The sequence below is a fragment of the Azospirillum canadense genome, from assembly GCF_025961225.1.
GTDB lineage: Bacteria > Pseudomonadota > Alphaproteobacteria > Azospirillales > Azospirillaceae > Azospirillum > Azospirillum canadense.
The window spans coordinates 572761-593666 of the sequence record NZ_JAOQNG010000001.1; the positions used below are offsets into that span (position 1 = coordinate 572761).

The 20906-nt window shown below is 69.7% G+C and carries 21 protein-coding genes; 7 read left to right on the forward strand and 14 right to left on the reverse strand.

The window, feature by feature from the left end; genetic code table 11:
* Window positions 1–8: 8 nt before the first annotated feature.
* Window positions 9–908 carry a LysR family transcriptional regulator gene (locus M2351_RS02725; RefSeq protein ID WP_264654619.1) on the forward strand — a complete coding sequence of 300 codons (900 nt, stop codon included), beginning with the start codon at window positions 9–11 and terminating at the stop codon, window positions 906–908.
* Here the strand turns inward: M2351_RS02725 and M2351_RS02730 are convergent.
* Together M2351_RS02730 and M2351_RS02735 are read right to left on the reverse strand one after the other, a co-directional pair.
* Complete coding sequence (locus tag M2351_RS02730; RefSeq protein WP_264654620.1) at window positions 854–2731, reverse strand: CHASE domain-containing protein; 1878 nt, start codon at window positions 2729–2731, stop codon at window positions 854–856. The genes M2351_RS02725 and M2351_RS02730 overlap by 55 nt on opposite strands.
* A gap of 1 nt (window position 2732) precedes the next feature.
* The gene (locus M2351_RS02735) at window positions 2733–3191 is read right to left on the reverse strand and encodes a response regulator (protein WP_264654621.1); all 459 of its coding nucleotides are present in this window, start codon (window positions 3189–3191) and stop codon (window positions 2733–2735) included.
* Window positions 3192–3597: 406 nt separating this feature from the next.
* On the opposite strand from M2351_RS02735, the gene cimA reads away from it, so the two are divergent.
* From cimA to cowN, 4 genes are all read left to right on the forward strand, one after another.
* Window positions 3598–5202, forward strand: a complete 1605-nt coding sequence (cimA, locus tag M2351_RS02740) for a citramalate synthase (RefSeq protein WP_264654622.1) — start codon at window positions 3598–3600, stop codon at window positions 5200–5202.
* A 213-nt stretch (window positions 5203–5415) separates the two neighbouring features.
* Window positions 5416–6186, forward strand: coding sequence for an RNA methyltransferase (locus M2351_RS02745; RefSeq protein ID WP_264654623.1), 771 nt, complete (start codon window positions 5416–5418; stop codon window positions 6184–6186).
* A gap of 57 nt (window positions 6187–6243) precedes the next feature.
* Window positions 6244–6969: a PAS domain-containing transcriptional regulator gene (locus M2351_RS02750; protein ID WP_264654624.1), complete on the forward strand. Its 726-nt coding sequence runs from the start codon at window positions 6244–6246 to the stop codon at window positions 6967–6969.
* 143 nt (window positions 6970–7112) lie between these two features.
* Window positions 7113–7409: a N(2)-fixation sustaining protein CowN gene (gene cowN, locus M2351_RS02755; protein WP_264654625.1), complete on the forward strand. Its 297-nt coding sequence runs from the start codon at window positions 7113–7115 to the stop codon at window positions 7407–7409.
* Window positions 7410–7430: 21 nt separating this feature from the next.
* Here the strand turns inward: cowN and M2351_RS02760 are convergent, their stop codons facing one another.
* Window positions 7431–8759, reverse strand: coding sequence for a PQQ-dependent sugar dehydrogenase (locus M2351_RS02760; RefSeq protein ID WP_264654626.1), 1329 nt, complete (start codon window positions 8757–8759; stop codon window positions 7431–7433).
* 246 nt (window positions 8760–9005) lie between these two features.
* Here M2351_RS02760 and rpsD point away from each other — a divergent pair, with 246 nt between their 5' ends.
* On the forward strand, window positions 9006–9620 hold the full coding sequence (gene rpsD / locus M2351_RS02765; RefSeq protein ID WP_264654627.1) for a 30S ribosomal protein S4: 615 nt from the start codon (window positions 9006–9008) through the stop codon (window positions 9618–9620).
* A 149-nt stretch (window positions 9621–9769) separates the two neighbouring features.
* Here rpsD and M2351_RS02770 read toward each other — a convergent pair whose 3' ends face one another.
* Window positions 9770–10873, reverse strand: a complete 1104-nt coding sequence (locus M2351_RS02770; RefSeq protein WP_264654628.1) for an alkene reductase — start codon at window positions 10871–10873, stop codon at window positions 9770–9772.
* Window positions 10874–11032: 159 nt separating this feature from the next.
* Between M2351_RS02770 and M2351_RS02775 the strand changes: the two genes are divergently transcribed.
* Window positions 11033–11734 carry a TetR/AcrR family transcriptional regulator gene (locus M2351_RS02775; protein WP_264654629.1) on the forward strand — a complete coding sequence of 234 codons (702 nt, stop codon included), beginning with the start codon at window positions 11033–11035 and terminating at the stop codon, window positions 11732–11734.
* A 12-nt stretch (window positions 11735–11746) separates the two neighbouring features.
* Here M2351_RS02775 and rarD read toward each other — a convergent pair whose 3' ends face one another.
* The 10 genes from rarD to M2351_RS02825 all read right to left on the reverse strand — a co-directional run bounded on the left by rarD (window position 11747) and on the right by M2351_RS02825 (window position 20716).
* Window positions 11747–12700: an EamA family transporter RarD gene (gene rarD, locus M2351_RS02780; protein WP_264654630.1), complete on the reverse strand. Its 954-nt coding sequence runs from the start codon at window positions 12698–12700 to the stop codon at window positions 11747–11749.
* Window positions 12701–12818: 118 nt separating this feature from the next.
* A complete protein-coding gene (locus M2351_RS02785; RefSeq protein WP_264654631.1) occupies window positions 12819–13343 on the reverse strand; it encodes a hypothetical protein in 525 nt (174 codons plus the stop codon).
* The gene (locus M2351_RS02790; RefSeq protein ID WP_264654632.1) at window positions 13340–13807 is read right to left on the reverse strand and encodes a hypothetical protein; all 468 of its coding nucleotides are present in this window, start codon (window positions 13805–13807) and stop codon (window positions 13340–13342) included. Before M2351_RS02790 ends, M2351_RS02785 begins: the two co-directional genes overlap by 4 nt.
* Window positions 13808–13819: 12 nt before the next feature.
* Window positions 13820–13957, reverse strand: a complete 138-nt coding sequence (locus M2351_RS02795; RefSeq protein WP_209767011.1) for a hypothetical protein — start codon at window positions 13955–13957, stop codon at window positions 13820–13822.
* Window positions 13958–14169: 212 nt separating this feature from the next.
* Entirely contained in the window at window positions 14170–14511 is a 342-nt protein-coding gene (gene grxD, locus M2351_RS02800; RefSeq protein WP_264654633.1) for a Grx4 family monothiol glutaredoxin, read from the reverse strand.
* A 73-nt stretch (window positions 14512–14584) separates the two neighbouring features.
* A complete protein-coding gene (locus M2351_RS02805; RefSeq protein WP_188260931.1) occupies window positions 14585–14824 on the reverse strand; it encodes a BolA family protein in 240 nt (79 codons plus the stop codon).
* A gap of 140 nt (window positions 14825–14964) precedes the next feature.
* The gene (locus M2351_RS02810; RefSeq protein WP_264654634.1) at window positions 14965–17721 is read right to left on the reverse strand and encodes a sensor histidine kinase; all 2757 of its coding nucleotides are present in this window, start codon (window positions 17719–17721) and stop codon (window positions 14965–14967) included.
* A gap of 168 nt (window positions 17722–17889) precedes the next feature.
* A complete protein-coding gene (locus M2351_RS02815) occupies window positions 17890–18126 on the reverse strand; it encodes a hypothetical protein (RefSeq protein WP_264654635.1) in 237 nt (78 codons plus the stop codon).
* The gene (locus M2351_RS02820; RefSeq protein WP_264654636.1) at window positions 18123–20339 is read right to left on the reverse strand and encodes a 3'-5' exonuclease; all 2217 of its coding nucleotides are present in this window, start codon (window positions 20337–20339) and stop codon (window positions 18123–18125) included. Before M2351_RS02820 ends, M2351_RS02815 begins: the two co-directional genes overlap by 4 nt.
* Window positions 20336–20716 carry a response regulator transcription factor gene (locus M2351_RS02825; RefSeq protein WP_264654637.1) on the reverse strand — a complete coding sequence of 127 codons (381 nt, stop codon included), beginning with the start codon at window positions 20714–20716 and terminating at the stop codon, window positions 20336–20338. Before M2351_RS02825 ends, M2351_RS02820 begins: the two co-directional genes overlap by 4 nt.
* Between the last annotated feature and the right edge of the window lie 190 nt (window positions 20717–20906).

Below are 20906 nucleotides of genomic sequence, written 5' to 3' on the forward strand. Positions count from 1 at the left end.
CTCGCACCATGACTGTTCAAAAACGTTCAGCCCCGCCTTCAGTCCCGCTGGCCGCGGCCCTGGATTGGGACGACCTGCGCGTCTTCCTGGAACTGGCCCGGGTCGGCAGCCTGTCGGCGGCGGCTCGGGCCCTGGGGCTCAGCCACGCCACGGTCGGGCGGCGCATCGCCGCGCTGGAGGCGACGCTCGGCCGCCCGCTGGTGGACCGCCGCCCCGACGGCTATGGCCTGACCGTGGACGGGGAGGCGGTGCGCGCGCTCGCCGAGGGGATGGACGAGCGGGCGCTCGCCATCCTTCGCCGCGCCGGGGGCGGGGAGGAGCTGGCCGGCACGGTGCGGCTGACGATGACGCAGGCGCTGGCCGATCGCTTCCTGGTGCCGCGGCTGGCGCGGCTGCGCGCCCGGCATCCGGCCCTGGACCTGGAGGTGATCGCCGACAACCGCTCCCTCAGCCTTGCGCGGCGGGAGGCGGATCTCGCCATCCGGCTCGCTCGGCCGCAGAGCGGGGAGCTGTTCGCCCGGCGGCTCGCGACGGTCGGCTACGCCCTCCACGCCGCCCCGGGCGCGCCCGACGTCCTGGTCGGCTTCGACGAAGCGCTGGCCGACCTGCCGGAGGCGGCGTGGCTTGCCCGGCACGCCGGGGGGCGGCGGATCGCCTTCCGCTCCAACAGCGTGCAGGCGCAGCTGGCCGCGGCGAAGGGCGGGTTCGGTGCGGCGTTGCTGCCCTGCTGGCTGGCGGCGGAGGAGGCGGGGCTGGAGCAGCTGCCGACAACGGCGCCACCACTGGTGCGGGAAGCGTGGCTGGTTGTCCATCGCGACCGCAAGGATGTGCCCCGCGTCCGCGCGGTGATCGATCACATCGTTGAACTGTTCGAGGCGGAGCGCGCGCTGCTGGCCGGGGAGGGCTGAAGGCCGGCTTCCCCGCCTTCGTCTGCTTTGGCCTCCTTGGCGGCGGTCGGCCGCGCGTCGCGCGGCACCTCCACCATGAAGATCGCCCCGCGGCCGGGGCGCGACAGCACGCGCAGGCGGTAGCCGAGAAGCCGGGTCAGCCGTGCCACGGTGGCGAGGCCCAGCCCCAGCCCCTTGCGGCGGTCCCGCTCCGGGTTGCCGATCTGGTAGAAGTCCTCGAAGATCAGGTGCATGCGGTCCTGCGGGATGCCGGGGCCGGTGTCCTGCACCTTGATCGCGACGAACTCCGCGCCGACGCGGCAGGCCAGCCGGATGGTGCCGGTGCGCGTGTATTTCAGCGCGTTGCTCAGCAGATTGCGCACGATGCGTTCCAGCATCGACGGGTCGGTCGTCACGCGCACGTTGCAGCTGACGACGCGGAAGGCCAGCCCCTTGTCCGCGGCCTCCATCCGGATGTCCTCGCTGATGCGGGCCAGGAAGGCCGGCAGGTCGATCTCGGTCAGCTGCGGGCGGATGACGCCCGTCTCCAGCATGGCGATGTCCATCAGCGAGTTCAGCATGCGCTGCGTCGCCTCGAAGGCGTCGCGGGCGGAGTCGACCAACTTCACGGCGGTCGGCGTGTCCGCCCGCTCCCCGATCATGTGCAGGTAGATGCCCAGCGTTTGCAGGGGCTGGCGCAGGTCGTGGCTGGCAGCGGCCAGGAAGCGCGACTTGGCGGCGTTCGCCTCCTCCGCCTCCGCCCGGGCGCGGGCGAGCGCGTGGTAGCTGCGGCGCAGCTCCGCCATGCGGTTGCGGTCCTGGAGCACGGAATTGACGACGGTAACCAGCAGCAGCGCGATGATCACGCCGGCGACCAGCACGGCGCGGGGTGTGGCGTGGTCGATCCCCGCCTCGAAGGCGGGGGCGCTGGCGATGCGCAGTGTCCAGCGGCGGCCGAAGACGTCGATGTGCCGGGATTCCTGGAAGCGCGGGTGGTGGATGGACGACTTTTCGAACAGCAGGGCGTCCGGTTCGGTCGAGGTGCCGTCATAGAGTTGGAGGTCCAAGTCATCGGCCGACCCGGGCTTCAGGATCGCCCGCATCAGGTCGTGCATGCGGAAGGGGCTGTAGACGAAGCCCAGCAGCGCCGCGTGCCGGTCGGCGGCGGTCGCCAGCGGCCGGCGCTGGTCGTAGACGGGCAGATAGATCAGGAAGCCGGGCTGCACGTCGCTGTCCGTCTCCTGCACCAGGCGGAGCTTGCCGGTGGCGCTGGGGCTGCCCGTGTCGCGGGCGCGCTCCATGGTGGCGCGGCGCATCGGTTCGGAATGCATGTCGTAGCCGAAGGCCCGCAGGTTGCGGCTGGCGAAGGGCTCGATGTAGACGACCGGGAAATATTCGGGCCGCACCCCGTGCGGGGTGACATCGTAGCTGTAGAAGCCCTCGGCGCGGATGATGGCCTCGTGCATCTCCAGGTCGGCGGCCACCACGCGCTTGGCGTAGCCGATCCCCTGGATGCCCGGATAGCGGTCCTCCACATGCAGGCCGGACACGTAGGTCCGCCATTCTTCGCGGGAGGCGCGGCCCCCGGCCGCGTTCATCATCGCCACGCCGCCGTGCAGCATCTGCTCGTAGGCGCCGAGGCGCGACGCGACGTCGCTGGTCAGGTCCCCCGCCCGCGCCTGGAAGCGCGCGTGGGCCAGCCGGTCGTTCTGGTCGCTGAGCAGCCACCAGGCCAGCCCCGTCAGCAGCAGGCTGAGGCCGAAGACCACCCAGCTCTCCCAGGAACGGAGCGGCCGCCCCTGAGGGCGGTCGTGAGGGCGGTCGCCCGGCGGTGTCGGGATCATGTCACGCCGGGGCCCCCCTGGCGGGAGGTCCATCAGCCGACGGATCCGACGAAGGATCGCCGCCGGTCCCCTGGAGGGCCTTGCCCAGCACCGCCTGGAGGTGGGGCGGCAGGACGGGCTTCTGCAGAATGGTCAGCCCGCGGGCGCGCGCCTCCCGGATGCCGTCGGTGGAGGTGTCGCCGGTGATGATCACGGCCGGCACGTGGGTCCCGACCTCCGTCCGGATGCGGTCGATCGCCTGCACGCCGGTGCGCCCCTCGCGCAGGCGGTAGTCGGCCAGGATGGCGTGCGGCCGCTCGTCGAGCGCGCTCAGCCGCTCCACCGCTTCGCCTTCGCTTTCGGCGGCGATGACGCGGTAGCCCCACATCTGGAGAAGCAGGTTCAGCGCCTGCAGCACGGTCCGCTCGTCGTCAATGACCATGACGAGCTTTTCCCGCGCCTCGCTGCCCGCTTCCGTCACCGATTGCCATCCATTCGCCACAACCCACCCGTCGCTAAAGGCCGGTTCCAATGGCCAATGCCAAAGGCTGAAGATTATCAGGATCAACACGCCGGCCGTCAGAAAAGCATTGCCTCATGCTGCCCAGGGGCGTGGTGTTTAGCACAGGAGGTTCGCCGTTCGGTCAGTGGAATTGCCCTATTACCTCCAAAGCCCAGGGGTCCGGCGGGTCTGTTTACAGGGACCGATGACCGGGAACAGACCCCGCGAACAGTCCTGCACGCGCAGCTTTCCATCAAAATTGCGCCCGCAATTGAAACCTGTCCACGAAAAGGATTGTGAAGCCGGTACGCATCCGCCATTCTTCCGGCCTTTCGGCTGGTTCTATGACCTGCGTTCAGGTGACCCAGTATTTCAGGCGGCGGCGATGATGGGCGAGCGGATCTTCCTGTACGACACCACGCTGCGCGACGGCGCGCAGACCCAGGATGTGGATTTCTCCGTCGCCGACAAGATCGCCATCGCCCGCGACCTGGACCGGCTGGGCATCGACTATGTCGAGGGCGGCTGGCCCGGCGCGAACCCGACCGACGACGCCTTCTTCGCGCAGGCGCCGGACCTGAAGCGCTCCACCTTCACCGCCTTCGGCATGACCCGCCGGCCCGGACGCAGCGCGGCGAACGACCCGCAGCTGGCGGCGTTGATCCAGTCGAAGGCGCGCGCCGTCTGCATCGTCGGCAAGACCTGGGACTTCCACGTGGACGTGGCGCTGGCCATCCCGCGGGAGGAGAACCTGGAGCTGATCGCCGACAGCGTCGCCGCGCTGAAGGCCGCGAAGGGCGAGGCGCTGTTCGACGCGGAGCATTTCTTCGACGGCTACAAGCGCAACCCGGCCTACGCCGCCTCCTGCATCAAGGCGGCTTATGAGGCCGGCGCGCGCTGGATCGTGCTGTGCGACACCAACGGCGGCACGCTGCCGCACGAGGTCGAGGCCATCGTCCGCCAAGTGGTGGAAGAGCACGGCATCCCCGGCGACCGGCTGGGCATCCACTGCCACAACGATACGGAGAACGCGGTCGCCAACTCGCTCGCCGCGGTGCGGGCCGGCGCGCGGATGGTGCAGGGCACGATCAACGGGCTGGGGGAGCGCTGCGGCAACGCCAACCTCGTCTCGCTGATCCCGTCGCTGATGCTGAAGATGGGCTGCGACGTCGGCATCCGGCCCGACGACCTGCCGCTGCTGACGGAGATCAGCCGCAAGTTCGACGAGCGGCTGAACCGCGCCCCCAACCGCCACGCCGCTTACGTCGGCGCCAGCGCCTTCGCCCACAAGGGCGGGCTGCACGTGTCGGCGGTGGAAAAGGACCCGTCCTCCTACGAGCATGTGGCGCCGGAGGCGGTCGGCAACCGCCGGCAGATCGTCATGTCGGACCAGGCCGGCCGCTCCAACGTCATCGCGCGGCTGCGCGAGATGGGCATGGCCGTGGACCCGAAGGACGAGCGGCTGAACCGCCTGCTCGACCTCGTCAAGCAGCGCGACACGGAGGGCTACGCCTACGACACGGCGGAGGCCAGCTTCGAGCTGCTGGTCCGCCGCGAGCTGGGCGAGGTGCCGGACTATTTCACCCTGAAGCGCTTCCACGTCACCGACGAGCGCCGTTACAACGCGAAGGGCGAACTGGTCGTGGAGTCGGAGGCCGTGGTCCGGGTGCGGATCGGCGGCACCGAATACCACGAGGTGGCCGCCGGCAACGGCCCGGTGAACGCGCTGGACACCGCCATGCGCAAGGCGCTGGAGCCGCGCTACCCGGCGCTGGGCGGGGTGAAGCTGTCCGACTACCGCGTGCGCATCCTGGCGGCCAAGGACGGCACGGGCGCCAAGCCGCGGGTGCTGATCCGCTCCCAGAACGGCGACGGGGTGGAGTGGTCGACGCTGGGCGTGTCCACCAACATCATCGAGGCCTCCATGGAAGCGCTCGTGGACAGCTACGCCTTCACGCTGTTCAAGGGCGGCGCGCAGCCGCGGGGGTGACGGCTTTGCGGTGGGGCGTCGCTTCGTCGGCGGATAACCACAAAGACACAAAGGGCACAAAGGATTTCACAAAGGGGCTCTCGCCCGCCGGCGATCCGGCGCAGGGCAGGGTTTTTGTGAAACTCTTTGTGTCCTTTGTGTCTTTGTGGTGAAAATCCGTCGCCGTCGCTGGCCTGTTACCGTCTGACGAACCGCTAAGAACTGTTTGAACCGATGACCTCCGGCAATAATCCCACCCGTCCGTCCGTCCTGGGCGGCCCGACCATCATCCTGGTCCAGCCGCAGCTTGGCGAGAACATCGGCGCCTGCGCGCGGGCCATGCTGAATTGCGGCCTGACCGAGCTTCGGCTCGTTAAGCCGCGCGACGGCTGGCCGAACGAGAAATCCGTGGCCTCCGCGTCGGGCGCCGACCTCGTGCTCGACGGCGCCAAGCTGTATGAGACGACGGCCGAGGCGGTGGCCGACCTGAACGTCGTCTTCGCGACGACCGTGCGCACCCGCGGCATGATCCAGGAGTTCATCACCCCGCGCATCGCCGCCACGGAGCTGCGCGCCCATTTCGACGCCGGCCACAAGACCGGCGTGCTGTTCGGGCCGGAGCGCACGGGGCTCGTCAACGACGACCTGACGCTGGCGGAAAAGCTGATCACCGTGCCGCTGAACCCGTCTTTTTCCTCGCTGAACCTGGCGCAGGCGGTGCTGCTCATCGGCTACGAGTGGTTCCAGACCGGCGAGATCCCGCCCGACCGCGTCCTGCACACCGGCCAGACCCGCCCGGCGACCAAGGCGGAGCTGCTGAACTTCTTCGAGCATCTGGAAGGGGACCTGGATCGCACCGGCTTCTTCACCTCGCCGGAGAAGCGCCCATCCATGGTCCGCACGCTGCGCAACGCGCTGGAGCGCATGCAGATGACCGAGCAGGAGGTGCGCACCTTCCACGGCGTCATCGCCGCGCTGACCGGCCGCCGCAAGGGCGAGCCGTAACCTCATTCGCTTCTAACTTGTTGTCCGGCGGGGGCATTCGCGGCCTATACTGCTCCCATGGAATACACCCTCCAGCATATGGACGTGGGCCTCGTCCTGCTCGACGGCGACCGGCGCGTGGTGTCGGTCAACGCCGCGGCGGAGCGGATGGTCGGACGCTCCCGTCCGTTGCTGGGGGCTAGCCTGCACGACCTGCACCCGCCGGGCAGCCGCGCCAAGGTGGAGCTTCTCCTGGCCGCCGCCCACGATCCTAATTCCCCGGCGGCCGCGGGCTCCATGATGGTGGCGCTGCCCGGCCGGACCATCGTGGTGAAGGCCTCGGCGCTCCGCCAGGGTGACGCGACCTTCGTTGCGCTGATGCTGTTCGAGGTTCCCAAGCCCGGCGCCGTGGCGGAACCGCCGCCGCTTGCGCCCCCGCCGATTGCCGAACTGGCGCCGGAGCCCGCCCCGCCGCTGGTGAAGCTGCCCATCACGACGCGCCAGGGCGTGGTTCTGCTCGACCCGACGGCGGCCGTCTATGTCCAGGCCAATGGGCATTACACGACCGTGCACACGGCCGAGGGGGCCTTTTTCTGCTCCCTGTCCCTGTCCGAGCTGGAGACGCGGCTGGACGGGCGGCAGTTCGTGCGGGCGCACCGCGGCTACATTGTGAACCTGCGCCACGCCCGGGCCGTCGACCGCAGCGACGGGCGCGCCGCCTTTGTCATGGCCGCCCCGGGCTCGCCCCGCGTCCCGGTCAGCCGAGGGCGGATCGAGCAACTGAAGAAGCTGCTGGCGCTGTAGGCCCGGCGTTGCTGTCTTGGCCATTCGCGCATGGACGAAACCGTTCACGCGGTCCGCGCGCCGTTCATGCAGGGCGACTTGTCTTGGACGCCGCGGTCCGCGATCAGAGAGACCAACCATCCTCTGCCGTGGGAACCGCAACCGTGGACGCAACCGACTCCCCCGACCGCTACGTCTCCTTCAAGGGTATCGACTGCGAAGGCAATTCGCGCCGCATCATCGAGCGGCTGTACTCGCACATCAACGACCCCGCCAAGACCAACGCCTTCTGGGAACGCTTCCGGGAGAAGCTGGCCGTCGCCGACGACCCGCTGAAGCGGCAGGCCGACGGGCTGTGCCTGCTCTGCGCCAACGTCTATTACATCTCCGACCTGTTTGAGGAGCACGACGACGAGGAAGGTCTGGCGATGCTGCGCAAGCTGGAGGACGAGTGCTGCTGACGGCCCGCCGCCTTTGAAGGGTCACCGCTTCCCGCTCAGCTTGCGCGCGCTGGCGCCCGTGTAGGACACGCGCCAGACGGAGCCCAGGCTGTCGGCGATCAACAGACTGCCGTCCTTGGCGATGGCGAGGCCGGCCGGGCGACCCCAGGCCAGGGGGCGCTTGTCACCGTCCTCCTGGTTCGGCAGGCGGAAGCCGCTGGCGAAGACCTCGTAGCCGCCGGCCGGCTTCTTGCCCTCGAACGGCACGAAGACCACCGTGTAGCCCACGGGCTCCGAACGGCTGGAGGAGCCGTGCAGCGCGACGAAGGCGCCGGTGCGGTAGCGCGCCGGCCCGTTCAGCCGGTCGGCGAAGACCAGGCCGATCGGCGCGGAATGGGATTCCAGCAGCACGTCCGGCACGATGGTCCGCGCGACGAGGTCCGGCCGCTTGTCGGCGAAGCCCGGTTGCGGGTTCGGGCCGGCGTAGGCGTAGGGCCAGCCGTAGAAGCCCTCCGGCTCGACCCTCGTGAAGAAGTCCGGGGCCAAGCCGTCGCCCAGCCCGTCGCGCTCGTTCACCACGGCGTAGAGGTCGCTGCTGCCCGGCCGGAAGGCCATGCCCACCGGGTTGCGCAGGCCGGTGGCGACGGTGCGCGCCTCCCCGCCGTCCAGCGTCCCGTCGCCCATAATTCCCTCGATGGGGAATTCCTGGATGGTGGCGCGCGGCGGCGGCTCCTCCGCGAGGTTGGCGGCGGAGCCGACGCCGACGTAGACGTGCTTGCCGTCCGGCGCGATGGCCAGCGAGCGCGTGTCGTGCCCCTCCCGGCTGCCCAGTGCCCCCGGCGGGGTGAGGCGCTGCCGCTCCCCCGGCGCCGTGGTGGCGCCCTCCCGCCAGGGCAGCCGCCACACCGCCTCCGCATCGGCGACGTAGACGAAGCCTTCGTGGAAGGCGAGCCCGAAAGGCTTGTCGAAGCCCGCCGCCCATAGCCAGGACTCGTCGGCCTCGCCCTTGCCGTCGGTGTCGCGCAGAAGGGTCAGCGTGCCGGGCTTCTGCTGCGCCACCAGCACACCGCCGTCGGGCAGGACCAGCAGGTTGCGGGCGTTCTCCACATGGTCGCGGAACAGCGTGGCGCGGAAGCCGGCGGGCACCTGCAACGCCGCCTTGGCCGGCCGGTCGACCGGGACCGGCTTGTTGGACACCGCCCCTGCTTTCGTGGAGGGCGTGGCGTTGGGGGCGGGAAGATCCTCCACCGTCAGGCGGACGGTGTCACCGGCGGTGTGTGCCACATCGTCCGCAAGAGCGGGGGCGGCGAGTATCATATTCAGGAGCACGGCGAAGGCGAGGCGCTTGCTTCGGAGTCTGCTGGTCGTCAAGGCACGTCGGTCCGGTTGGTGGGGTCTTTGCGTGCCTTAACGGGATAAGGGCGGGAAGGGCACGCGGGGGCCGGCCGATTTGCGTGGTTTTCCGGCGACTCCGCGTTTGACAAGGCGGGACGGATCCGTATAGTGCGCGGCTCCAACTCCTGGGAAAGCGGGCGTGCCTATCGTTTTGCGCCCCGTCCGCGGCCTGCTCCGCGGAACTACCGGGACAAAACCAACTCGTGTTCCATCGAGGACAGAATGAGCAAGCGTCAAGAGTCCAAGTACAAAATCGACCGCCGCCTCGGCGTCAACCTCTGGGGCCGCGGCAAGTCGCCGATCAACAAGCGCGAGTACGGCCCGGGCCAGCACGGCCAACGCCGCAAGAAGCCGTCGGACTACGGCCTGCAGCTGATGGCCAAGCAGAAGCTGAAGGGCTACTACGGCAACATCGGCGAGAAGCAGTTCCGTCGCATCTACGCCGAGGCCGTGCGCCGCAAGGGCGACACCGGCGAGAACCTGATCGGCCTGCTGGAGCGCCGTCTGGACGCGGTCGTCTACCGCATGAAGTTCGCGCCGACCCCGTTCGCCGCGCGCCAGATCATCAACCACGGCCACATCCTGGTCAACGGCCGCCGCCTGAACATCCCGTCGGCCCAGATCAAGGAAGGCGACACCATCGAGGTGCGCGCCAAGTCCAAGCAGATGGCCCTCATCCTCGAGGCCGTCGCCTCGGGTGAGCGCGACACGCCGGACTACCTGGAAGTCGACACCGGCTCCCTGAAGGGCCGCTTCGTCCGCATCCCGCAGCTGGCCGACGTCCCGTACCCGGTCCAGATGGAGCCGAACTTGGTCGTCGAGTTCTACTCGCGCTGATCTCTCGGTTCCGCCAAGACAGGAAAGGCCGCGCCCCCGGGCGCGGCCTTTTTTGTTGCTGTGGGTGGCAGCCAAACACAAAGGCCGGAACCCTTGCGGGTCCCGGCCTTCGCGTGCGGGGGATGGGGGCGTCCCCCGCGGGGGGAGGGTCAGGCCTCCACCGGCTCCAGCGTCGGGTAGTCGGTGTAGCCCTTGGCGTCGCCGCCGTAGTAGGTGCTGCCGTCCGGGGTGTTCAGCGCCGCGTTGCGGCGGAAGCGTTCCGGCAGATCCGGGTTGGCGATGAAGGACTCGCCGAAGCTGACGGCGTCGGTCAGGCCGCTGGCGATGGCCTCATCGGCCTTGTCCTTGGTGTAGCCGCCGTTGATGATGAAGGGACCCTTGTAGATCCTGCGCAGCGTCGCCGCGACATGGGGGGCGCCTTCCGGCGGGGCCATGCGGTTGCCGGGCAGGCCTTCGATGACGTGCAGGTAGGCGAGCCCGAACGGGTTCAGCACCTCGGCGACGTGGCTGTAGAGCGCGACCGGGTCGCTGTCGGCCATGTCGTTGAAGGCGCCGGTGGGCGACAGGCGTACGCCGACGCGGTTGGCGCCGACGGCGGCGGTCACCGCCTCCGCAATCTCCAGCAGGAAGCGGCAGCGGTTCTCGATGCTGCCGCCGTAGCGGTCGGTGCGCTTGTTGGTGCGGTCGCGCAGGAACTGGTCGATCAGGTAGCCGTTGGCCGCGTGGATCTCCACCCCGTCCAGGCCGGCGTCGAAGACCGCGCGCTTGGCCGCGTCGGTGAAGGCCTTCACGAGGCCGGGGATCTCGTCCGTCTCCAGGGCGCGCGGGGTGGGGAAGGGCTTCATGCCCTGGCCGGTGTACAGCTCGCCCGCCGCGGCGATGGCCGACGGGGCAACCGGCGCCGCGCCGTTCGGCTGGAACAGCGGGTGCGAGATGCGGCCGACGTGCCAGAGCTGCGCGACGATCCGGCCACCCTTGCCGTGCACGGCCTCCGCCACGCGGCGCCAGGCGAGCGTCTGCGCGTCCGTGTGGATGCCCGGCGTGTTCGGGTAGCCCTGCGCGGTGTCGCTGACCTGGGTCGCCTCGGTGATGATCAGGCCGGCGGAGGCGCGCTGCGCATAATACTCCGCCGCCAAGGTTGTGGGAACGTTGCCCTCGCCCGCGCGGCTGCGGGTCAGCGGCGCCATGACGATGCGGTTCGGCAGCTCGATCGCGCCAAGACGCAGGGGCGTGAAGAGGTCGGCGTTGCTCATGGGTGCTGTGCCCTCTGGTTCGGTCCGCCCGTTTGACGTGGCGGCAGGTATGTATGCGCATACATACTTGCTACAGAGCGCGCTCTTGTCAAGTATGCGCGTGCATACCTATTATCAATGAGGCGCGGCGTTGCGACGCGGTGCCGAGGGCATGGGTGTATGAGGACGCTGACCGTGGACGAGACGACCGCCGCAAAGTCGGACGCTGGCAATCCGGACAACACCGACGGCTGTTGCGCCGCCGGCCCGGACGCGCCGGCCCGCAAGCGCGACCGGGAGGCGACCAAGAGCGCGCTGCTCGACTCCGCCAAGGCGGTGTTCGCCGAGCGCGGATTCGACGCCGCGACGACCCGCGACATCGCCGGCCGAGCGGGGGTGAACGAGCAGCTGATCCAGCGCTATTTTTCCGGCAAGGCCGGGCTTTTGCTGGCGGTGGTCGAGCGTTATGGCCGGGAGGAGGGGAACGGCTGCGACCTGCCGCCGCCGGGCGACGACCTGGAGGCGGAGATCGCGTCCTTCCTGATGCACCAGCTCCAGCACGCCTGGAAGTGCCGGGACTTCACTAAGGTGGTGCTGGACCGCGCGCTGGTCGACCCGGCCATCGCGGAGGAGATGGGGCGGACCCTGTCGCAGAGCCGCATCCCGTGCCTGGTGAACCGGCTGGAGACGTTCCGCGACCGCGGCGCCATCGCGGCCGACGCGGATCTCGCCAACGTCGCGGCGGGCATCGCGACGCTCAGCTTCGGATTGGGCTTCCTCGACCAGGTGGTGTTCGGGCGCTGTCCGGAACGGGTGGGCGACGTGGTCCGCACGCTCGCCCACACCATGGCCCACGGGCTGGCGCCGCGCGGCGGCGCCTGAGCGCCGACCGTATTACTCGGCAGCGGCCGCCGCGCGGATCCTGTCGCGGCGGGCGAACAGAGTGTCGGCGGAATAGAGCGCCAGCGCCACCCAGATGCAGGCGAAGGTGACCGCGTGGGACGCCGTGAAGGCCTCCCCATACACCAGCACGCCCAGCAGCAGCTGGCCCGTCGGCCCGACATATTGAATTAGGCCCAGCGTGGACAGCGTCAGCCGGGCGGCGCCGATCATGAACAGGACCAGCGGGACGGCGGTGACCGGCCCGGCCATGACCATAAGAAGGTCCGTGCCGATCCCGTGCATGCCGAAGCTCCCGGTGCCGTTGGCGTTCAGCCACAGCAGGTAGCCGAGCGCCGGCGGCACCAGAAGCGCCGTCTCCACCATCAGGCCGATCATCGGGTCGATGGCCGCCTTCTTGCGCACCAGCGCGTAGAAGCCGAAGCTGAGCGCCAGCGCGAACGCCACCCAGGGCACCGACCCATAGGACAGCACGAGGCTGAACACACCGGCCGCCGCGATCAGCACGGCGATCCCCTGGCGGCGCGACAGCCGCTCGTTCAGGAAGGCCATGCCCAGCAGGACGTTGACGATGGGGTTGATGTAGTAGCCGAGGCTCGATTCGACCAAGCGGCCGTGGGTGATGGCCCAGATGAAGACGGTCCAGTTGGTGGCGATCAGGGCCGTCGTCACCAGGAAGACGCCCAGCCGCCGCCAGCTTCCCACCCCCTGCAGGATGCCGGACAGCCCGCGGGTCGGCAGCAGCCAGGCGCTGATCAGCACGACGGTCCAGACCACGCGGTGCGCGACGATTTCGACCGCCCCGACGTTGCCCAGCTGCTTGAAGAAGACCGGCGCGAACAGGCCCCAGATCACGAAGGAGCTGAACGCGGCGAGGAAACCCAGGGTGGCGGGGTTGTGCCCGCCGCCTAGCGGCGTGATGGGAGACTGAGATTGGGATTCGGCCATGCACCCCGTTTACCATGGGCGGTGCCCCGGCGCGATGCGCCCACGCTCATGCCCGGGCTGCGCGCCGGGAATGGCGCACAACCTACGGACGGTGAATCACCACGGCGTCCGGAGCGGATCAGCCCCCGCCTCCGCCCCCACCACCTCCGCCACCGCCGGCACCGCCGCCACTTCCGGTGCCCGATCCCGAGCGGCCGCTGCCGGATTGCGGGCTGCCGGATTGCGGGCTGCCGGACTGCGGGCTGCCGGACTGCGGGCTGGAGGAGCCGCTGCCCCGCGGGTTGGCGGGGGACAGCGTGCTGCCGAAGCTCCCCACACCGCCCTGGCGCGCGAGGTTGCGGGCGTCCCGCAAGCGGTTCAGGCACTCATCGGTATCGCCGTGGTCCGCGGCGGTGCGGACCTCGTCCAGGAGGCCGCGCAGCTTGGTCCTGGTGTCGTTGTCCAACGACGATCCCCGGCGCGTTCCGGCCAGGGTCTGGCTGCCGAGGAACGTTTCGGAAAGGCGGTTGGCCTCGTCGCGGCACGCCTCCTGCCGTTCGCGATCCAGCGACCGGTCCGGTGATCGGCCCGGCTGGCCCTGGGCCAGCGCGGGCTGCGCGGTGAGCGCCACCAGCGCTCCCGCCAGAATGCCCCGGGCGATCATGGCCGCCCCCCTCCCGCACCGGTGCCCGTTCCGGGGCCAACGTCGGCATCCACGCCGGGCGCCGGGTAGACGCCCGCCCGCACCGTGTCGGTCCGGGTGGTTGCCGGGGCGGTGTTGGCACCGTGCATCGCGGCGGCGGCCGGCCGGAGATTTCCGGCGTGGGCGCCGTCCGGCTCCAGGATGGCCAGCGCGCGCTCCACCGCGTCCGCGCGGGTCAGCGACACCACCAGCAACGCCCCGCCGAGCCGCACCGCTTCGGCGTAGTCGTGGGCTTCGCCGTCGGGCACGCCCCAGCCGGTCAGCAGCACCCACAAACCGCCGTGCCCGTCGTTTGCGCCGCCGAAGCCGCCGTCGAACACCACGTCCACGGTCAGGTCGTCGAACCCGGCGTCGAGCAACTCGCGGCGCACGGCCTCGGCCTCGCTGCGCTGGTCGTACAGAGCGACGATCGTCTTTCGTGCCATGGGCAGCCTCCCTCAGCGCAGAAGGACGAGCAGGATCGCCGCGATCACGATCGCCGCGACCACCATCAGGACCGTCCGCGACTGCGCGCGCACCGTCCCGGCCCCTTCATAGACGCCCAGCTTGCGCGGGCCCGATCGTCCCATCGCCATGGCACCACCTCCACCTGTTTTTCGGCCGCCTGTCTTCCGGCCGCCTGCATCCCAGCCGACCAATTGCCGGTTGTTGCCGGTTGTGGAAAAGGAACACGGGGCGACGGCGGGGGGTTCCTCCGCAAAGGAAAAGGGCCCCGCCGGAGCGGAGCCCTATTCAAAAACCGGCACTTTCAGAACCGTTCGCTTCGGAACCGGCTGTGCGCGGTCGCTCAGGCGTTGGCGCCGGAGGCGACGCCCTTGTCGGCCAGCAGGGTCTGCAGCTCGCCCGACTCGTACATCTCGCGCACGATGTCGCAGCCGCCGACCAGCTCGCCCTTGACGTAGAGCTGCGGGAAGGTCGGCCAGTTCGAATATTCCTTCAGACCCTGGCGCAGGCCCGGATCCTCCAGGATGTTGATGCCCTTGAACTTCACGCCGACGGTGCTGAGCACCTGGACGACGGCGGCGGAAAAGCCGCACTGCGGGAAGACGGGCGTGCCCTTCATGTACAGCACGACATCGTTGCCCTTGATGTCCTGCTCGATCCGTTCCTTGACGTTCTGGTCAACCATGTGTCCCGACCTTTTCCGATGTGTGCGTGGCTCGCTGGGTACCCGTCTTTACGCGCCTTCCGGCACGTCTTCCTTACGCGCCTTCCGGCACGGCGGTTGTCAGGGCCAGCGCGTGCAGCTCTCCGCCCATCTTACCCTGAAGCGCGGCGTAGACCATCTGATGTTGCTGCACACGAGACTTGCCTTTGAAGGCGGCGGACGTGACGAGCGCCGCGTAATGGTCGCCGTCGCCGCGCAGATCCGCGATCTCCACGGTTGCGTCCGGAATGCCTTCCCTGATCAGCTTTTCGATCACCGCGGCTTCCATCGCCATGGCCGTCATCCCGTTCCGTCAAACCCAGCCCATCCGGGCGTCGCCGGTATAATTAGGCGCGCCGGTTGATTTTGTCACCGGGGAAGCGTCGACAATCGGTGGGGCGGCGGATTTGGGGGCGGGCGCGTCACTGGCCGCCGTCACCTGGCGTCGAGCGTCACCGCCAACGGAACCGTGAAGGAGAAGGTCGCCCCCTGGCCGGGGGTGCTGTCGACGCGGATGCGGCCGCCGAGATGCTCGACGATGCGTTTGCAGATGGCGAGGCCCAGGCCGGTGCCCTGCGGCTTGTCGGTCATGGTGTCGCCGACTTGGCGGAAGCGTTCGAAGATGATGGCCTGGTGTTCCGGCGCGATGCCGGGGCCGGAGTCGCGGACGGAGACGGTGGCCTCATGTCCCGCCGCTGTGGCGGATATGGTCACCCGGCCGCCGGGCGGGGTGAACTTCGCGGCGTTGGACAGCAGGTTGACCACCACCTGCACCAGCCGGTCGTGGTCGCCGCGCACCGGCGGCAGGTCGGGCGGAAGCGCCACCTCCAGCCGGATGCCGCGGTCGAGGAAGAGCTGGCCGGTTGCCGCCGCCGCCTGCTCCACCACGGCGCCCAGGTCCATGGCTGCCACCTGCCAGTCGATCTCCCCGGCCTCGATCTTCGCCATGTCCAGCACCTGGTTGATCAGGCGGGTCAGCCGCTCGCTCTCCGTGATGACGGTGCCCAGGAACTCCTGCCGCTGCTCCTGCTCGATGTCGGGGTTGTCGAACAGGATCTCCGTCAGCGCGCGGATGGAGGTCAGCGGCGTGCGCAGTTCGTGGGTCACGGTGGACAGGAACTCGTCCTTCAGCCGGTCCAACTCCGTCAGCCGCAGGTTGGCGGCGCGCAGCGCGGCCGAGGCGCGTTCCAGCTCGGCGGTCTTGTGCTCCAACTGGCGGCTGTATTCGATGACGTGGCTGGTCTCGTCCAGCATGCGCATCAGCTCCGGGTAGCTGACCTCGCCGCCCTTCACCGCGGAGGCCAGCGCCACGCGGGCCGAAGCGCCGCCGATCGCCCCGGCGAGCAGGCGCTCCGCCCGGCGGACCAGCTCCGCCCCCGCCCGGCGGCGCGGGTCGATGCCGGCAAAGGCCGTTTCCGCCCGGTGGGGGCCGAGGAAGCGCGCGACGATGCGCTTCAGGTCGCCGACCGTGGCGGTGCCGCGCCATTGCAGGTCGGCCGGCGAGACGTCGGGCTCGGAGCCCGCCGCCAGGGGCGCGTCGCCGTGCCGAAAGACCTCCACGAAGGCGGTGGCCTGCGCCCGCTCGCCCAGGTCCGGCCGATCCAGCAGGGAGACGACGGCGAGGGCGCCGACGTTCAGCAGCAGGCTCCAGAACAGGGCGTGGGTCAGCGGGTCCATCCCGCCCAACCCGAACAGGGCGTAAGGGCGCAGCAGCGCGATGCCCCAGGGTCCGGCCTCGACGAACGCCCCCGGCAGCCAGCCGGACCGGGCGAAGCTGGGCAGCAGCAGCGTGTAGGCCCAGGCCAGGGTGCCGGCACTCAGCCCGGCCAGGGCGCCGCGCCGCGTCGCCCCGGTCCAGTAGATGCCGCCGAGCAGCGCCGGGGCGAACTGCGCCACCGCGGCGAAGGAGACCAGCCCGATGGCGCTCAGCGCGTAGGCCGAGCCGGCGAAGCGGAAATAGGCGTAGCCGAGCATCAGGATCGCCACGATGGCGGCGCGGCGGATGGCCAGCAGAAGTGGCGACAGGTCGCGCAGCCGGTCCAGCCGCGCGCTGCGGGCGCGCAGCAGAAGCGGCATGACGAGGTCGTTGGACACCATGGTGGACAGCGCGATGGCCTCCACGATGATCATGCCAGTGGCCGCGGACAGCCCGCCGATGAAGGCGATCAGGGCCAGCCAGCCCTGGCCGGCGGCCAGCGGCAGGGCGACCACGAACATGTCCGGGTCCACCGACCCTTCCGGCAGGCGCATCAGCCCCGCCATCGCCACCGGCAGCACGAACAGGTTGATCAGCAGAAGGTAGAGCGGAAGCAGCCACAGGGCGCGGGTCAGGTGCCGCTCGTCCACATTCTCGATCACCATCACCTGGAATTGGCGGGGCAAGCAGAGCAGCGCGGCGGCGGCGAGCAGCATCGTCGTCGCCCAGGATCCGTCGGACAGCGCCGGGGCGGCGGTGAACAGGCGCCGAATGTCCGGATCCTCCGCCGCCCGGGCGAACAGGTCGGCGTTGCCGTCGTACAGCCCCCAGACCACGACCCCGCCCAGCACCAGGAAGGCCACCAGCTTGACCACGGATTCCAGCGCGACGGCGGCGACCATGCCTTCGTGGTGTTCCGCGGCGTCGATGTGGCGGGTGCCGAAGACGATGGCGAAGGCCGCCATCAGGATCGCCACGTAGAAGGCGTTGTCGAATACCACCGGCAGCGACAGCCCGCCGGTCAGCCCGGTCGGGTCGGCCCCCGACAGCACGTCGAAGCTGACGGCCACGGCCTTCAGTTGAAGCGCGATGTAGGGTGTCACCCCGATCACCGCGGTCAGCGCCACCAGCCCGCCGAGCCCCTGGCTCCGCCCATAGCGGGAGGCCAGGAAATCGGCGATGGAGGTGATGCGCTGCGCCTTGGCGATGCGCAGGATCTTGCGCAGCACCAGCGGCCCCAGCAGCAGCATCAGGGTGGGGCCGAGATAGATCGGCAGGAAGCCGATGCCCAGCGTCGCCGCCCGCCCGACCGATCCGTAGAAGGTCCAGGTCGTGCAGTACACACCGAGCGAGAGCGCGTACACGTACGGCGACGCGATGACGCTGCGCCCCGCGTCCGCCCGCCGGTCCGCCCACCAGGCGACGGCGAAGAGGAGGAATAGGTACGCGAAGGATGCGGCGACGATGGCCGGGCCGGGCATGGGGTCAGGCCCCACGCAACGTCCCCTCTCCCGCCCCTGGCGGGAGAGGGAGGGACCCATGCGGAGCATGGGAGGGTGAGGGCAAGGTAATTCCGAGAAACCTAGCCCTCACCCTCCCACGCCAGGGGCGTGGGTCCCTCCCTCTCCCAGCGGGGCTGGGAGAGGGTATGGTTTGCGATGTGGTCACCCCCGCCCCCCGCGTTCCAGCAGCCGTGCCGACAGCGCGATCACCAGACCCCACGCGCCCAGCACATAGACGTACAGCAGCGGAAGCCCGAACAGCGTGTCGCCCGCGCCGAAGACGCGCAGGAGCGGCGGGTTGAAGGCGACCAGCGCGAACAGGAACAGGGCGATCAGGCGGTCGGTGCCCGCTTTCGCGGGGGTCGGCGGGGAGGGCGGCTTGTCGGCCGGGCCGCTCAAAAGGCGCGCTCCCGCGCCGCGAGTTCCACGATCATGTTGGCGCCGCGGATGGCGTCGTCGAGCGTGTTGGCGCCGCGTTCCTTCAGCATCTCCACCATGCGCAGGAAGACCGCCGCGGTAACGAGGCTGTCGCCGAGCGCCGTGTGGCGGTCCACCACCTCGATCCCCAGCCGTTCGGCGATGCCGTCCAGCGTGTGGTCGCCGCCCTCGCCCAACAGCATGCGCGACAGCAGCATGGTGTCCAGCACCGGGCTGTCGAACCGCACCCCGGCCGCCCGTTCCTTCATCTTCAGGAATTTCAGGTCGAAGGCGGCGTTGTGCGCGATCATCACCGCGCCGGAGACGAAGGCGCGGAACTGCGGCATCACCTTGTCGATGGTCGGCTTGTCGGCGACCATGGCGTCGGTGATGCCGTGGAAGGGGATCGATTCCGGCGGGATGGAGCGCTTGGGGTTGACCAGCGCGTTGAAGGTTTCGCCGGTCAGGATGCGCCCGCCGACGATGCGCACGGCGGCGATCTGGATGATCTCGTCGCCGGTGCTGGGCGACAGGCCGGTCGTTTCGGTGTCGAACACCACGTAGTGGAGCTGGTCGAGCGGCGTGCGGCCAAGCTCGCTGGTCGCCAGCGGCTGGTGCAGCAGGTTGAAGTCGAAGAACTCCGGCCGGGAGGAGCTGCGCGCCGCGGTGTGGGCCGAGGGCGGCTTCAGCGCCGGGGGCAGCGGCACGCGCAGGCGCGACCGGCCCTCCTGGCCCTTCACCGGTTCGCTCCACATCGTGCTCTTGTGGTGCTGGAGCACGTCGCCGACGGTCAGGCCGCCCAGCGCGTCCGGCAGCGGGTGGTCGAGCCAGCTGTCCACGATGCCGCTGGGCACCGCCGGCCCCTGCCAGCTGATGTCCAGATAGACCCACTGCCCCTCAGGCTCCACGGACAGGTCGTAGGCGGTGACGGCGGTCAGCGCATGGACATACTCGATCAGGTAGCCGAACAGGATGACGAGGCTGTAGCTGTCGCCGTGCACCCACTGCGGCAGGCCGGTCAGCGTCACCCCGTACTGGGCATCCGCGCCGACCCGGTGGCGGATCAGGTTGATCAGGTTGTTGGAATGGATGTCGCTCATCGGCCAGGAGCCGGTGACGACGGTGCGGTATTCCGCGGTGACGTGGGCCAGCCGTTCCGACAGCGTGTTGGACGACTCCATCAGCGCGGCCTGGAAGGCGGCGCGCTCCTCCGGCCCCAGTTCCGGCGTGTCCTCCAGCGTCTCCAGCACCGCGCGCAGGTTGGCGATGGGGGCGCAGAAGCCGTCCGTCGCCTCGCGCAGGAGCGCGTCGCGCTGGCCGAGCGCGGCCAGGTCGCTGGTCGCGTCGGACAGGGTGATCACGTATCCGGTGATGGCCGGTGGCTCGTCGGAACCCTCCGGCGCCTCCTGCAAAATGGCGCTCATGCGGCCGGCCAGAAGGATGCGGCCGTCGGTGGTGGCACCCACGAACTGGGCGGTCGTGCCGTGCTCGTGGTTGACGTGGCGCCCTTCGCGGACGCGCAGGGTCAGCCGTTCCAGCGTGTGGGTCACCGGCTCCGCCACCACGAAATGCAGCAGGGAGCGGCCGAGCCCCAGGTCGCCGGCCAAGTGCAGGATATCCAGGGCCGTCTGGTTGTACAGCAGGATCTGGTGCTTCAGATTGCAGACCAGAACGCCCTCGTGCAGGTCGCGCAGCACGGCGGCCAGCCGGGTCTTCTGCTCCTCCGCCTTGGCGGTCGATTCGGCGACGGCACGGGCGGTGTCGCGGCGGGCGGCGGCCAGCTTGTCCGACAGGTCGTTGATCGCCCGGGCCATGGGGGCGAGGTCGCCATAGCGGGCCAGCGGCACGCGGGCGCCCATGCGGCCGTCCGCCGAGCCGTGGGCGATCAGCCCGGCCTCGCGGCTCAGCGTCTCGGACGCGCGCAGCAGGTGGCGGTCGACCGCCCACCACAGGCCCCAGACGCCCCCCGTCACCGCGGCGGTCATAACCACGGCGTAGGTGACGAAAGGATCATCCGCTCCGGCCGACCCCGCGTTGCGCAAGGCCACCGCGGCGGCGATCGACAGCAGCGGCAAGCCGAAGCCGACGGCGCGGAAGGCCAGCGGGACGATGCGGCGGGGCGCCGCCGCGCCTTGAGCGGGCGCCGGAACCGACGGCGCGCTCTCCGCCTGCGCGCTCTCCACCGGGACCGTCACAGAGCGGCCTCCGGGTCCAGATGCTTGCGGACCGTGGCGATGAGGTCGCGGGTCGAGAAGGGCTTGGTGACGTAGTCGGTGGCGCCCAGCGCCATGCCCTTCTGCCGCTCCACGTCGCGGCTCTTGGCCGTCAGCATGATGATCGGCAGGTTTCGATGGGCCGGGTTGGCGCGCAGCGACTGGCAGACGTCGAAGCCGTCGCGCTTGGGCATCATCGCGTCGAGCAGGATCAGGTCGGGCGGGTTGGCCTCCACCGACTGGAGCGCTTCCTCCCCGTTGCGGGCGATGCGGACGTCGAAGCCCGCCTTCTGCAACAGGACCTGCAGGGATAGGACGATGCTGGGCTCATCGTCGGCGACCAGGATGGTCGGCTTCATAACAGGGCTTCCTCCGATTCACCGGTCTCTTGCGCCGGTTTTGTTCGTCGTCGCGCTTTTTTGTTTTTCGCTAAGCGTGCCCGATCAAAACCATGTTAGCGGCAAGGATAACGGCAGATCAAGACGGAGCCCGCCCGCAATACCGAAATTGCGGACGGGCCGGTCATTGAGAAAGAAGCGGAAATAACGA

Excerpts from the sequence above, each read along its gene's own strand:
- M2351_RS02790 (WP_264654632.1), bottom strand. The coding sequence starts at position 13,807 with ATGGCACGAAAGACGATCGTCGCTCTGTACGACCAGCGCAGCGAGGCC.
- M2351_RS02730 (WP_264654620.1), bottom strand. The coding sequence starts at position 2,731 with ATGATCCCGACACCGCCGGGCGACCGCCCTCACGACCGCCCTCAGGGG.
- rarD (WP_264654630.1), bottom strand. The coding sequence starts at position 12,700 with ATGGCCGAATCCCAATCTCAGTCTCCCATCACGCCGCTAGGCGGCGGG.
- M2351_RS02805 (WP_188260931.1), bottom strand. The coding sequence starts at position 14,824 with ATGGCGATGGAAGCCGCGGTGATCGAAAAGCTGATCAGGGAAGGCATT.
- M2351_RS02725 (WP_264654619.1), top strand. The coding sequence starts at position 9 with ATGACTGTTCAAAAACGTTCAGCCCCGCCTTCAGTCCCGCTGGCCGCG.
- M2351_RS02750 (WP_264654624.1), top strand. The coding sequence starts at position 6,244 with ATGGAATACACCCTCCAGCATATGGACGTGGGCCTCGTCCTGCTCGAC.
- M2351_RS02770 (WP_264654628.1), bottom strand. The coding sequence starts at position 10,873 with ATGAGCAACGCCGACCTCTTCACGCCCCTGCGTCTTGGCGCGATCGAG.
- cimA (WP_264654622.1), top strand. The coding sequence starts at position 3,598 with ATGATGGGCGAGCGGATCTTCCTGTACGACACCACGCTGCGCGACGGC.
- M2351_RS02775 (WP_264654629.1), top strand. The coding sequence starts at position 11,033 with ATGAGGACGCTGACCGTGGACGAGACGACCGCCGCAAAGTCGGACGCT.
- M2351_RS02785 (WP_264654631.1), bottom strand. The coding sequence starts at position 13,343 with ATGATCGCCCGGGGCATTCTGGCGGGAGCGCTGGTGGCGCTCACCGCG.
- grxD (WP_264654633.1), bottom strand. The coding sequence starts at position 14,511 with ATGGTTGACCAGAACGTCAAGGAACGGATCGAGCAGGACATCAAGGGC.
- M2351_RS02825 (WP_264654637.1), bottom strand. The coding sequence starts at position 20,716 with ATGAAGCCGACCATCCTGGTCGCCGACGATGAGCCCAGCATCGTCCTA.
- M2351_RS02795 (WP_209767011.1), bottom strand. The coding sequence starts at position 13,957 with ATGGCGATGGGACGATCGGGCCCGCGCAAGCTGGGCGTCTATGAAGGG.
- M2351_RS02745 (WP_264654623.1), top strand. The coding sequence starts at position 5,416 with ATGACCTCCGGCAATAATCCCACCCGTCCGTCCGTCCTGGGCGGCCCG.
- rpsD (WP_264654627.1), top strand. The coding sequence starts at position 9,006 with ATGAGCAAGCGTCAAGAGTCCAAGTACAAAATCGACCGCCGCCTCGGC.